The organism is Ruegeria sp. CH2 (assembly GCF_056537065.1).
Map to the genome: position 1 here is coordinate 1 of NZ_JBQFQV010000014.1, position 12,623 is coordinate 12,623.

16 protein-coding genes are annotated in these 12,623 nt (G+C 58.2%); 7 read left to right on the plus strand and 9 right to left on the minus strand.

The window, feature by feature from the left end; all coding sequences use genetic code 11:
- The 3 genes from ACR0M9_RS16535 to ACR0M9_RS16545 all read right to left on the minus strand — a co-directional run.
- Positions 1–91 (minus strand): GTP-binding protein (locus tag ACR0M9_RS16535; RefSeq protein WP_036223564.1); only part of this gene is annotated, 91 nt, incomplete at its 3' end.
- Between the two features lie 112 nt (positions 92–203).
- On the minus strand, positions 204–797 hold the full coding sequence (locus ACR0M9_RS16540) for a hypothetical protein (protein WP_480487110.1): 594 nt from the start codon (positions 795–797) through the stop codon (positions 204–206).
- A gap of 96 nt (positions 798–893) precedes the next feature.
- On the minus strand, positions 894–3,242 hold the full coding sequence (locus ACR0M9_RS16545) for a DNA topoisomerase IV subunit A (RefSeq protein ID WP_480774132.1): 2,349 nt from the start codon (positions 3,240–3,242) through the stop codon (positions 894–896).
- A gap of 201 nt (positions 3,243–3,443) precedes the next feature.
- On the opposite strand from ACR0M9_RS16545, the gene ACR0M9_RS16550 reads away from it, so the two are divergent.
- The 6 genes from ACR0M9_RS16550 (at position 3,444) to ACR0M9_RS16575 (ending at position 7,709) form a co-directional block, all read left to right on the plus strand.
- Positions 3,444–4,073: an SH3 domain-containing protein gene (locus ACR0M9_RS16550; RefSeq protein ID WP_480774133.1), complete on the plus strand. Its 630-nt coding sequence runs from the start codon at positions 3,444–3,446 to the stop codon at positions 4,071–4,073.
- A gap of 69 nt (positions 4,074–4,142) precedes the next feature.
- Positions 4,143–4,970 (plus strand): SDR family NAD(P)-dependent oxidoreductase, encoded by an 828-nt coding sequence (locus ACR0M9_RS16555; protein WP_480589185.1) that lies wholly within the window; start codon positions 4,143–4,145, stop codon positions 4,968–4,970.
- A 76-nt stretch (positions 4,971–5,046) separates the two neighbouring features.
- The gene (locus tag ACR0M9_RS16560; RefSeq protein ID WP_480473850.1) at positions 5,047–5,250 is read left to right on the plus strand and encodes a twin transmembrane helix small protein; all 204 of its coding nucleotides are present in this window, start codon (positions 5,047–5,049) and stop codon (positions 5,248–5,250) included.
- The gene (locus ACR0M9_RS16565; protein WP_480774134.1) at positions 5,250–5,822 is read left to right on the plus strand and encodes a cob(I)yrinic acid a,c-diamide adenosyltransferase; all 573 of its coding nucleotides are present in this window, start codon (positions 5,250–5,252) and stop codon (positions 5,820–5,822) included. The genes ACR0M9_RS16560 and ACR0M9_RS16565 overlap by 1 nt, the downstream gene beginning before the upstream one ends.
- Positions 5,823–6,021: 199 nt before the next feature.
- Positions 6,022–6,780, plus strand: a complete 759-nt coding sequence (locus tag ACR0M9_RS16570) for an electron transfer flavoprotein subunit beta/FixA family protein (RefSeq protein ID WP_267364208.1) — start codon at positions 6,022–6,024, stop codon at positions 6,778–6,780.
- Positions 6,780–7,709, plus strand: coding sequence for an electron transfer flavoprotein subunit alpha/FixB family protein (locus tag ACR0M9_RS16575; protein WP_267364206.1), 930 nt, complete (start codon positions 6,780–6,782; stop codon positions 7,707–7,709). The genes ACR0M9_RS16570 and ACR0M9_RS16575 overlap by 1 nt, the downstream gene beginning before the upstream one ends.
- Before the next feature lie 59 nt (positions 7,710–7,768).
- On the opposite strand, the gene ACR0M9_RS16580 is transcribed toward ACR0M9_RS16575, so the two are convergent.
- Positions 7,769–8,572, minus strand: coding sequence for a DUF6473 family protein (locus tag ACR0M9_RS16580; RefSeq protein ID WP_480774135.1), 804 nt, complete (start codon positions 8,570–8,572; stop codon positions 7,769–7,771).
- Positions 8,573–8,736: 164 nt separating this feature from the next.
- Between ACR0M9_RS16580 and ACR0M9_RS16585 the strand changes: the two genes are divergently transcribed.
- The gene (locus ACR0M9_RS16585) at positions 8,737–9,612 is read left to right on the plus strand and encodes a 3-hydroxybutyryl-CoA dehydrogenase (protein ID WP_209506328.1); all 876 of its coding nucleotides are present in this window, start codon (positions 8,737–8,739) and stop codon (positions 9,610–9,612) included.
- Positions 9,613–9,659: 47 nt separating this feature from the next.
- On the opposite strand, the gene ACR0M9_RS16590 is transcribed toward ACR0M9_RS16585, so the two are convergent.
- From ACR0M9_RS16590 to ACR0M9_RS16610, 5 genes are read right to left on the minus strand one after another with little or no spacing between them, the layout of a single operon-like run.
- Positions 9,660–10,559 (minus strand): lysophospholipid acyltransferase family protein, encoded by a 900-nt coding sequence (locus tag ACR0M9_RS16590; protein WP_480483745.1) that lies wholly within the window; start codon positions 10,557–10,559, stop codon positions 9,660–9,662.
- 40 nt (positions 10,560–10,599) lie between these two features.
- Positions 10,600–10,869 carry an HPr family phosphocarrier protein gene (locus ACR0M9_RS16595; RefSeq protein ID WP_209506323.1) on the minus strand — a complete coding sequence of 90 codons (270 nt, stop codon included), beginning with the start codon at positions 10,867–10,869 and terminating at the stop codon, positions 10,600–10,602.
- A 16-nt stretch (positions 10,870–10,885) separates the two neighbouring features.
- Positions 10,886–11,278, minus strand: coding sequence for a PTS sugar transporter subunit IIA (locus tag ACR0M9_RS16600; RefSeq protein ID WP_267364203.1), 393 nt, complete (start codon positions 11,276–11,278; stop codon positions 10,886–10,888).
- Positions 11,275–12,156, minus strand: a complete 882-nt coding sequence (gene rapZ / locus ACR0M9_RS16605) for an RNase adapter RapZ (RefSeq protein WP_480507422.1) — start codon at positions 12,154–12,156, stop codon at positions 11,275–11,277. The genes ACR0M9_RS16600 and rapZ overlap by 4 nt, the downstream gene beginning before the upstream one ends.
- A complete protein-coding gene (locus ACR0M9_RS16610) occupies positions 12,153–12,623 on the minus strand; it encodes an HPr kinase/phosphorylase (RefSeq protein WP_480774136.1) in 471 nt (156 codons plus the stop codon). The genes rapZ and ACR0M9_RS16610 overlap by 4 nt, the downstream gene beginning before the upstream one ends.

The window sequence follows — 12,623 nt, forward strand, 5'->3', positions numbered from 1 at the left end:
CTGCGGTCAGCGTCGTCTTGCCGTGGTCAACATGCCCAATCGTGCCGATGTTGACGTGCGGCTTATTACGCTCAAACTTTTCCTTTGCCATTCCTCAGGCGCCCTTTTGCGATTTGGGGGACCCTTGGTCCCGGGTTACTATCTGCGCGCGCGAGATATTTGGTTCAAAGGGGAAAATCAAGCACATCCTGAGGGAAATGCGCTTATCCCGCCGGATTTTGCGTAACCTCGGTGGAATCGAGGGGCTGGATCAGGTCTGGCCGTTTTTCGAACCAACCTTTGTCTTCATGTTCTTCAGCCAGCCACTCTTCGACCCGGTCGGCAACTTTCAATGACAGACCGGCCATTTGTTCCTCTTTGGTGCGCTCGTGCCCCGACCCTTTCAGCGCACTGCCTCCGGTCGTGTCTTCCAGCACCTGGAACTGCTTTCCCTTGGCCAGAAACTTTTCTTTCTTCACGTCATAGACGTTGACCAACACAATCGCGGTGCTTTTGGGATTGTAGATGATCGGGATTCCCGGAGGCGCCAGCATGTAGCCTTCCAGGCTGATCCCGATGTCGTATTCCTGCGTGCCTTCATAACGGCCCAGACGAATATCGACCGCATTCTGGATGGCCTTCGTCCACTCGTCGGGCGTTGCGTCGCGCGACACTGGCCCTTGCACGGCCTTGTCAGCGAAGGCGTAGTTGACCCGCAGCTTGAATTCCCCCAGTGACTCGGGCGGTTCATAAACCTGTGTCTGGGTGCAAGCGCCCATCAGGGCCAATCCGGTGATCAGGGTCAGAATGCGCAACATGTCTCTTCTCGATAGGCCTGTTTTTCTTTGGTCTAGCGCACCGATACGGGTTGTGCCAAGCCGTATCGGTGGATTTCTACCGCAACCGAGGCCGGATCACGAAAACTTATAGTCCCGCGGGAAACCATAGGGCGCTTTTTTCCCTACGCTGGCGCGCTTGGACAGCCATTGGGACATATCTGCCTCATGCCGGGTCTTGTCGCCCCCCATGGACCATTTCAGGCCTTCCTCCCAGTTGAAGGTGGTGATGTCAGACAGACCGCCATCCAGCTCCAGCGTCCCCTGCCGCCCGCGTGCCATATTGTATTTTTGCAGGCGCACGCCCTTGCCGCGGGTCATTTCGGGCAATTCCTCGATCGGGAAGACAAGGAACTTGCCGTTCTGGGACACGATTGCAATGTGGTCGCCCTCGACCGGTATACAGATCACTGCTGTTTCGTTGTCCTTGACGTTCAGCACCTGCTTGCCGTTTCGCGTCTGCGCCAGCACGTCATCTTCGGGCACCATGAACCCGTTGCCCGCATCCGAAGCCACCAGCAGCTTGCGCCCCGGCTTGTGGATCAGGATATCGATGATCCGAGCCTCGTTCGGCAGGTCGACCATCAGGCGCAGGGGTTCGCCCATGCCCCGCCCGCCGGGCAGGTTGGCCGCGCTGACAGTATAGAACCGCCCGTTCGAAGCGAAGACCAGCAACCGGTCGGTCGTTTCCGCATGGAAGATAAAGCGCGGCCCGTCGCCATCCTTGAACTTCAATTCACGGGTCAGGTCGATATGACCGGTCATGGCGCGAATCCAGCCCATCTGAGAGCAGACGACCGTGATTGGTTCGCGGTCGATCATCGCCTCAAGCGGCACTTCTTCGACCTCGCCCGCTTCGGCGAACCGCGTGCGGCGCGCGCCGCCTTCGTAATCTTTGCCGAAGGTCTTTTTCGTCTCTTTCAACTGCTCGGAAATCCTGGCCCATTGCAGGCCTTCGTCGGCCAACAGGTCTTCGAGGTTGGCACGTTCCAGCATCAACTCATCGCGTTCTCGGACCAGCTCCATCTCTTCCAGACGGCGCAGGCTGCGCAGGCGCATGTTGAGGATCGCGTCAACCTGAACCTCGGACAACTCGCCCTCGCCCGGTTTGGGTGAGACATAGTCGGCCTCGCTGGTGGCGCGGATATGGTCGATCCCCCAATCCTCGCGCATCAGCGCGGCTTTGGGGTCTTCGTCGTAGCGGATGATGTCGATCACACGGTCGAGGTTCAGGAAGGCAACGATAAAGCCCTCCAACACTTCCAGCCGGTGGTCGATCTTGGCCATGCGGTGGCGCGAGCGGCGCAGCAGCACCTCTTGCCGGTGATCAAGGAAAGCGCGCAGCACTTCCTTCATCGAGCAGACTTTGGGCGTCACCCCGTCAATCAGCACGTTCATGTTCAGGCTGAACCGCACCTCGAGGTCCGAGTTGCGATAAAGCATGCCCATCAGCACTTCAGGGTCCACGTTCTTGGAGCGCGGCTCGAGGATCAGGCGGATGTCATCGGCGGATTCGTCGCGCACATCGGCAAGGATCGGGATTTTCTTGGTCTGGATTAGCTCGGCGATCTTCTCGATCAGCTTGGACTTCTGAACCTGATAAGGAATCTCGGTGACGATGATCTGCCACTGTCCGCGCCCCAGATCCTCAACCTCGTACTTGCAGCGCAAACGGAACGAACCGCGCCCGGTGCGATAGGCTTGCGCGATATTCTCGGGTGGCTCGACAATCACGCCACCGGTCGGGAAGTCAGGGCCGGGCACATAGTTCAGCAACGTGTCATCGCGCGCGTCCGGCGTCTTGATCAGATGCAGACAAGCGTCGCAGAGTTCCGAGATGTTGTGCGGCGGGATATTCGTCGCCATCCCCACCGCGATACCACTTGCGCCATTGGCCAGCAGGTTCGGGAACTGTGCGGGCAGCACGACCGGTTCGGTCAGCGTGCCATCATAGTTGTCGCGAAAATCAACGGCGTCTTCGTTCAACCCTTCCAGCAGCGCCTCGGCCACGATGGTCATCCGCGCTTCGGTATAGCGCGAGGCCGCCGGGTTATCGCCGTCGATATTGCCGAAATTGCCCTGCCCGTCGACCAGCGGATAGCGGACGTTGAAATCCTGTGCCAGACGCGCCATCGCGTCGTAAATCGCGGCGTCGCCATGCGGGTGATAGTTGCCCATCACGTCGCCGGAAATCTTGGCAGACTTCCGGAAACCTCCGGTTGCACTGAGTCGCAACTCTCTCATCGCATAGAGGATTCGGCGGTGAACCGGCTTCAACCCGTCCCGCGCATCGGGCAGCGCCCGGTGCATGATGGTGGACAGCGCATAGGTCAGATACCGCTCACCAATCGCGCGGCGCAGCGGTTCCGCCACCTCGCCCCCACCTGTGGGGGCCTGCATGTTGGGGTCATCGATCGTATCGTTCATATATGATGTGATACGACGCAAGTGCGCCTTGGTAAAGCGAGCAGCACATAAATTGCTGGGGAAAAGTCGTGCTTTTTGCAACAGGGGGAGACACCGTGTTGTTTTCCCCCATTTTTCGACTCGTCCCCCGAAATATGCTAAGATCTCATCAATTGATTTGCTGCCATTTGTTGATGTTACGATTGCTTTGGGGGATGCGCCATGACGCGCCTGATACTTGTTACCTTTGCCGCGCTCGGCTGGACCTTTTACGTGATGAGCGGTGGCCCTGATTTTGAACCGCGCGGCGTGCGCCCTGCCAAACCGGAACGCGTGGCTGTCGTGGCAGAACCGGTTGCCCCGGTCGTTGAACCTGCACCTGTCGAAGATTTGGTCACCCGTGCCGCCGTCAAACCCGCACTGGTGGTTCCACCTGTTGCCGAGGCGGTAACCCAGTTGGGTGAGACCGAAACAAAGGCCCTCCTCTCGCAGGTCGAGGCTGGCCTGAAAGCCAATCCCTCGCTGTTTCAAGACGAAAGCGTGACCCTGACCTTGGCATCACTGGAACAGGGTGTGACCGCACTGGAGCAGGTGGTCACCGATGCCGAGTTGCCCACAGTCGAACTGCCCACGCCTGCCGAGGCCCAGACCGACATCCGCGAGATTTCGGGCACCCGGGTCAATCTGCGCGATGGCCCCGGCACGATCTATCCCATCATCGGCAAGGCCGCGCTTGGCCAAAGGGTCGAGGTCCTGAGCGATTCCGGCACCGGCTGGCTGCGCCTGCGCGTGTTGCCCGCGCAACAGGTTGGGTGGATTTCAGCATCGCTTGTCCGGAAAACATCAAACTGACGCCCGGACGTCATTGCCCTGCTGCAAACCCCGCCCTAGCTTTTGGCGGAGTTCAGCTTCGGAAGGCACATGCAGAAATCGATTCTTATTACGGGATGCTCGTCGGGCATTGGGCTGGACGCAGCACACGGAATGCGTGCGCGAGGCTGGCGTGTGTTTGCATCCTGCCGACAGCAGCGCGACTGTGACCGCCTGCGCGCGCAAGGGTTTGAAAGCCCAAGAATCGACTATACCGACCGCGACAGCATTTCCTCGGGATTGTCATATGTACTTGAGGCAACGGACGGAACACTGGACGCACTGTTCAACAACGGCGCGCACGGGCTGCCCGGTGCGGTTGAAGACGTCCCGACAGACGCTCTGCGTCATATCTTTGAAACCAATGTCTTTGGATGGCACGAGCTGACCCGACAGGTTATTCCCGTCATGCGGGAACAGGGCCACGGCCGGATCGTGCAATGTTCCTCGGTACTTGGTCTTGTTGCCTTCCCCTGGCGCGGCGCATATGTCGCCACCAAATACGCCATCGAAGGGCTGACCGACACCTTGCGGCTGGAGTTGCGTGACACAGACATTCAGGTCGTGTTGATCGAGCCCGGCCCGATCACCTCAAAGCTCAGGGAAAAGGCAATCCCGGTGTTCGAAAAATACATCGACTGGGAGAACTCGGCCCTGCGGGAAAAATACGAAGGTTCGCTGCTGAAGCGACTATACGAAAACAGTGCGCCCGACCGGTTCGAACTGCCCGCCTCTGCTGTCACCGACAAGCTGGCCCATGCGGTCGAGGCGCGCCGCCCCAAACCACGCTACTATGTGACCACCCCGACATATGTCGCAGGGGTTCTGCGCCGGATTCTGCCCACAAAAGCCACGGATCGCATCCTTTCGGATATCTGAGACGTTATTTCCCGTTCGCTTTTCGTCACCTTGACGCTAGATGGGGATAATCGAAAAAACCGGACGGTGACTTTAAATGGACCCTTTAATGGTCATTCTGCTTCTGGCCATGGCGGCAGTTGTCGTTGTGTTAGCCCTGGGCATCGCGAATTTCGGCAAAGGCGGCATGGAAGCAGCTAAGAAAAGCAACAAGATGATGCGCCTGCGTATCCTCTTTCAGTTCATCGCCGTTATTTTGATCGTGCTATACGTCTATCTACGCGGGCAAGGGGTGCAGTAATGGTTGTCCTGAACAAAATCTACACGCGCACGGGCGACGATGGCAAAACCGCTCTGGGCAATGGCGAGCGTGTGGCAAAGTATTCGGGTCGCGTTGCCGCCTATGGAACAGTGGACGAGCTGAACTCTTTTGTTGGCGTGGCCCGCACCGAGGCTGAAGGCGTAGTCGATGCCGCCTTGTCGCGGATTCAGAACGACCTGTTTGATCTTGGCGCAGATTTCTGCCGCCCTGAAATGGAGAAGGATGCAGAAGCGGACTATCCACCGCTGCGAATCGTATCCGCTCAGATCGACCGGCTGGAAGCCGAAATTGACATCATGAACGAAACACTGGAACCGCTGCGCAGCTTCATCCTGCCGGGCGGTTCGCGGCTGGCCGCGCATTTGCACGTGTGCCGCACCGTATCGCGTCGCGCCGAGCGGTTGGCGGTCGAGTTGACGAATATGGAACCGGTTAACGATGTGGCCGTCAAATATCTCAACCGGCTAAGTGACTGGTTTTTCGTCGCGGCCCGGTGCGCAAATAACGATGGCAAGGACGACGTGCTGTGGGTTCCCGGCGCAAACCGCTGAATATTTCCCTGAAAATAAGCGCAATGCGGGCAACAATCTTGCGTGCCTCAAGGTAAAAAACTGCAAAACGCGACGTCCCGACGCGACGACGTGACGATTTTGCTCTGTTTTGCGGGTGCAGCAGACGTTATCAAGTCCGACGAGAGCATTGGTGGAGTCGCCTTCGCGGCTTGCCGTTTTTTGAGGAGAAAGCGCTACAATGAAGGTACTGGTACCTGTCAAACGCGTGATTGACTACAATGTGAAGGTCCGCGTGAAAGCGGACGGTAGCGGTGTTGATCTCGCCAATGTCAAAATGTCGATGAACCCGTTCGACGAGATTGCGGTTGAAGAGGCCATTCGCCTGAAAGAGGCTGGCAAGGCAGACGAAGTTGTTGCCGTTTCGATTGGAGTGAAGCAGGCGCAGGAGACGCTGCGGACCGCGCTGGCCATGGGGGCTGATCGGGCGATTCTGGTTGTTGCGACGGATGATGTGCATACCGATATCGAGCCGCTGGCGGTTGCCAAGATCCTGGCCAAGGTGGTCGAGGAAGAGCAGCCCGGCATCGTTCTGGCGGGCAAGCAGGCGATCGACAACGACATGAACGCCACCGGTCAGATGCTGTCGGCCCTGCTGGGCTGGTCGCAGGGCACCTTTGCCTCGGAACTGGATATCGAAGGCGACAGTGCCAAGATCACCCGCGAGGTGGATGGCGGGTTGCAGACCATCAGCGTCAAGATGCCGACCATCGTGACCGTTGACCTGCGCCTGAACGAGCCGCGCTATGCGTCGCTGCCCAACATCATGAAGGCGAAGAAAAAGCCGCTGGACGAGAAAACCGCCGCCGATTACGGCGTCGACGTCACGCCGCGCCTGGAAATCGTCAAGACCGAAGAACCGCCGGCACGGGCCGCTGGTATCATCGTTGGCTCGGTGGATGAGCTGGTTTCGAAACTCAAAGAAGCGGGGGCTGTGTAATGGCTGTACTTCTGCTTGCCGAAGTCAACAATGGCGAACTGGCGCTGGACGCCACCGCCAAGGCCGTCAACGCCGCCAGGGCGCTGGGTGACGTGACCGTTCTGGCCGCGGGTGGCTCGGCCGCCGCTGCCGGCGAGGCTGCCGCCAAGATCGACGGCGTGTCCAAGGTGCTGGTTGCCGAAGACGCATCGCTGGGTCATCGCCTGGCGGAATCGACCGCCGCGCTGATCGTGGGTCTGGCCGATGGGTACGAGCATATCGTGGCCCCCGCGACCACCGACGCCAAGAACGTGATGCCGCGCGTCGCAGCCCTGCTGGACGTTATGGTGATCTCGGATGCCTCGGGTGTGGTTGACGGCTCGACGTTTGAGCGCCCGATCTATGCGGGCAACGCGATCCAGACCGTGAAGTCGAACGACGCCAAGAAGGTCGTCACCATCCGCACCGCCAGCTTTGACGCGGCGGGCGAAGGTGGCTCGGCTGCGGTCGAGACCATCTCGGTCGGCGACAATCCCGGCCTGTCGTCGTGGGTCGAAGACAAGGTGGCTGCAAGCGACCGTCCGGAACTGACCTCGGCTGGCGTTGTTGTCTCGGGCGGCCGTGGTGTCGGCTCGCAAGACGACTTCAAGCTGATCGAAGCTCTGGCTGACAAGCTGGGTGCCGCGGTTGGCGCATCGCGCGCCGCTGTGGACTCGGGCTATGCCCCGAACGACTGGCAAGTGGGTCAGACCGGCAAGGTTGTTGCCCCCGATCTTTATGTCGCCGTCGGCATCTCGGGCGCAATCCAGCACCTTGCGGGCATGAAGGATTCAAAGGTCATCGTTGCGATCAACAAGGACGAAGAAGCGCCGATCTTCCAGGTCGCCGACTTCGGACTGGTTGCCGACCTGTTCCAGGCAGTCCCTGAGCTGACCGAAAAACTCGGCTGACCACAGCCCGGGGCCTTAGCCCCACAATCACCAAAGGCTCGCCAACCGGCGGGCCTTTTTTAATTCAATCCCCTCAAAGCCACCTCAAGCTTCAAAGCTATCTCCCTATGCGCCGAGGGGCCGAGCATATGCTCGGCCACAGGCTGTTGCAGCGTCCCGAACAACACGTCCTCGATCTCGTCTGACAAGGAGGACACACTGACCGTGCATTCCACGACATCGGCACACAACGGTCGAACCTGTTCGATCATGTCAGCATCGGGCAAGACAAGGTCGCGATGCCGATCCTCCTGTCGCTGTATGTGCAGCCAGAGAAGAACAACCCGTGGCTTGATCCGTCGCACCAGCTCGGATGTGTTGCGCAACCAAGTCTCTCGCAACTCCTGCGCCACAACCTCAAAACGCGCGTCCTTTATGGCCCGCAACCTTTCCAGCAAATGCCTGACAAAGTGGATTTCCGTGAAATCGACCTCAGGATAAAGGCCCTGCAAGTCGCACGAGGGTTCAAGAAACCGATCATTCCGACGCGAATGCACGCGATAAAACCTGTTCGACTGGTACGGCACGTCCAGCACTTGCAGCACACAAAGGTCTGATCCGTTGACAAGATTTAAGACCCCCGGATCAGCAAGCAACGCATCAGCCCCACAAAAAAGACTGCCAAAATTGATACAAGGTTGCGGCAATCTTTTGGCAAGCAATGCCGGGTACGGATATTCCACGAACCGGCCAAACGTCTCTTCTCCACCCAGGCAGGCCACATAAGGCGTATCAAGATTTCCGGGCGGCGACCGAAACCAAAGATTTGATCCTGCATATTGGCACGCGGCCTCTGTGCCGTTGCTTACACGATGAAAGCTCATACCAAGCCCCCCAAATTTTCACCCAATTGCCAATTTGCGGCCTTAGGTATTGAGAATCTCCTAATGCGCGCATTTGAAGCAAAATTGACCGGTTCGATCCTCTTGCCGCCCGCCCCGGTCTGCCGATACTGTCCCGGTATCCTCCAGGGCAAAGGCAGCTGAACATGGAAGTTAAATCGGTCGGGGTGATTGGCGCGGGTCAGATGGGCAACGGCATTGCCCATGTTCTGGCTTTGGCGGAATACGATGTCTTGCTGAATGATGTCAGTCAGGATGCGTTGAACAGCGCAATGGCCACGATCGAAGGCAACATGGCGCGTCAGGCATCACGTGGCAAGATCACTGACGATGCGATGCAGGCGGCCCTGAAGCGTATTACAACCACCCTTGAATTGCCGCAGCTGGGACAGACCGATCTGGTGATCGAAGCCGCGACCGAGCGGGAAACGGTCAAACAGGCCATTTTCGAAGATCTGCAACCGCACCTCCTGCCGCATACGATCCTGACGTCGAATACGTCGTCCATTTCCATCACGCGTCTGGCCAGCCGTACCGACCGGCCCGAACGTTTCATGGGTTTCCACTTCATGAACCCGGTTCCGATCATGCAATTGGTGGAACTGATCCGCGGTATCGCAACAGATGAGGAAACCTTCAAAGCCTGCAAGGCGGTCGTGGACCGGTTGGGCAAAACAGCTGCCAGCGCCGAAGATTTCCCGGCTTTCATCGTTAACCGCATCCTGATGCCGATGATCAACGAAGCCGTTTATACGCTGTATGAAGGTGTCGGAAGCGTCCAATCCATCGACCAATCGATGAAACTGGGTGCGAATCACCCCATGGGGCCGTTGGAACTGGCGGATTTCATCGGGCTGGACACATGTCTTGCCATCATGAACGTCTTGCATGATGGTCTGGCTGATACAAAGTATCGCCCCTGCCCGCTATTGACCAAATATGTCGAGGCCGGATGGCTGGGGCGCAAGACGCAACGCGGTTTCTATGACTATCGCGGCGAGGTGCCGGTTCCGACACGTTAAGTAAACCGCCCGTGCCCGGTACAGTACCGGTCAGATGAAAACACGGGTCAGGACTTGCCTGACTTGCCCAGCGACAGTGTATGGTTTCTGAGCCAGGTCATGAAACCACGCGGGTCTCTCTCCAACTGTTCCATGTCCTGATCCGAGATCGGATCGCCAATGACCGGCGATTGCGGTTTTTTGCACGAGCGGACGATTTCATGCAGCAACAAGCCTTGCCGCAGGATCGGCGACAGTTTGTTGGCGATCTGGTACCAGCGCGAGTTGCTGCCGGGAAAGAAAATCGGCACCACACGCGCGCCTGAACGGCGGATCATTTTTGCGGTGAACACATTCCACTCGCGCTCGACCGCGGGGCCAAACCAGTCATCCGAAGACATGACGACACCGGACGGGAACAGCGCCACGACACCGCCGTCTTTCAGATGGTCCATCGCCTTGCCACGCATTTCCAGCATCTTGGCCTGCGCTTCGGGGTCATGCGGAAACGGAACCGGGATCATGAAAGACGTCGCGGCCTCATCAAGACCCGTCAGGACCGAGCGGGTCAGAATGCGATAATCACTGCGGATCCGCCCTATCAACTCGGCCAGAATCATACCGTCCACCATTCCGTGAGGGTGGTTGGCAACGACAACGACGGGGCCGGATTTTGGAATACGGGCAATCTGTTCTTGCGGTGTGGTCAGGTCAATCCCCATCACCTCAAGCGCGCCGCCCCAGAACCGCTGCCCACGATAAAATTCGTTCTTTTTCTCGAATTTGTTGACCATCCGCAGAATGGTCAGCTTGCCCGTGCACCATTCGATGGCGCGAATGGCCGTCGAAGTCCAGGCATCGTCGAAAGAGTTCGCATAGGTCAGAGTTCTACGATCGTAGATCTCGCCCTGATCTTCAGTCCCATCCACCACCGGGCTTGTCTTGGTCTCGTGCGTCGTTTCCGCCAATTCCTGGCCTTCCCGTTCTTTCTGTCCTGGCGAGGGCAGCTTAGAACCCCTCTCCGAACTTGTCGTTCACAAGCGCTTCCAGAGCTTCTGCCAATGCTTCAGCATCCGGTCCGGAGGTCTCGACGTCAATAGTTGTTCCGCGTGATGCTGCCAACATCAAAAGGCCCATAATACTGTCGCCTGACGCAGAAATTCCGTCCTTCGACACCTCGGCATGCGCGTCGAAACCTTCCACAACCTCGACCAGCTTCGCCGATGCGCGGGCATGCAGACCTTTTTCATTGATAATTTTCAGGCTTCGGGTGGTCATATTCATCAATCCGGTTTTAGTCCAATGTCACATTTTGCGCATTGATGTATTTCCGTCCAGCTTCCATTGCCTGACGGACAGCATCACCAACGGGTAAGTGGCGGCTTTTGGCCAATTTAATGAGCATTGGCAGGTTTGCCCCATACAATATCCGCCGATCCTGAGGGGCGCAGGCCCGCAGGCTGAGATTTGAAGGGCTGCCGCCGAACAGGTCGGTTACAACGACAACACCGTCGCCCATATCGACTGCGTCAGCCGCACGACAGATTTCCGCCTGTTTTTCATCCCTGTCGTGGTCAGGTTCGATCGCAATGGCCACAAGGCCGGGCTGCGGCCCGACCACATGCTGTGTGGCGGCCAGGTATTCCTGGGCCAAACCGCCATGCGCAACGATCACAATTCCGATCAATCCGACCTCACATTCAACGACCGACGTTCCATCTCGCGATGCCTAATTGCCACCTGCTGCCCATCCTCTGCAAGGGCCTTTGCAACGGCTTCTGCCATTGCGACGGATCTGTGTTGCCCACCCGTGCATCCGAAAGCCACCGACAGATGTGCTTTTCCTTCGGCCCGAAAGGCCGGCAGCAACAAGGTAAGCAAATCCATCACCCGTCCAAGAAAGGGTTCGTAATTCTTATCCGATTGGACATAGCGCGCAACGTCCGAGTGTCGCCCATCCGCCGCCCGCAACTCGGGGCGCCAATAGGGGTTCGCCAGAAACCGGCAATCAAAGACCATGTCCAGCCCACGCGGAAGGCCCCGCTTGTACGAAAACGACTCGATTGAAACTGCCAGATGTCGCCCCCCCTGGGGCGCAAACCAGTTTTCAACTTCTTCCCGTAACTGGTGCACGTTCAGTTGGCTTGTATCGATCAGGGTATCTGCAATCTCGCGTATGGGGGCCAGCAGCTCTTTTTCACGCTGAACACCGGTCTCAGGGCTGGCATTCTTGGCAACAGGGTGCCGCCTGCGGGTTTCCGAAAACCGGCGCACCAATACGTCATCACTGCAATCCAGATACAAAACGGTCAAATCCACCCGCGCCATGCGGCCCAGGCTTTCGGCCAGTTCGATAAACCCAATTGTCGAGAAATCGCGATTGCGGGCGTCAATGCCAAGCGCCATTGGGCGGTCGCTGTCCGCGCTGTCCAGCAGGCGCAGCAGCAGGCCCATCGGCAGATTGTCGATGGCCTCAAAACCCAGGTCTTCCAGTACATGAATGGCTGTGGATCTTCCGGCCCCTGATGGGCCTGTTACCAGCACGATCCGCCGTTGCTCTGTCATTTGTTCGGCCATTCCGGGTGTACACGCCCATTCTTCAGAAGCTGCATCAACGCTGCGGCCAAGTTGGGCACGCCCGCCCCGCGAAGCAAGGGAACAGCTTGCCCCAGCAGCACGATTGTCGCCTCGGCAGGTAACCTCTGTGGCTCATTTTGATCCAGATCCACAACATAGTCCAAGGAGACCGGTCCGAATACATCCGCTTTGATCAAACCAATGTGACGGGCCTCGATCAAACCCTGTATCTGCGGCACGGCGGCGGCAATGACCTGATGGTCCCGCCTTGACAGTTCGACCCGATCATCCGCGACCAGACCCGCCCCATAGGCCATCATCTGCAATGCTAGTGCCGATTTTCCCGCGCCCGAGGCACCGACGATCAACAGCCCGCGCCCGGCAACTGTTACGCATGAGGCATGAACACAAGCGCTGTCCCGGTCTTTGGCGTCTGACAGAGAACCTGCTTGCAT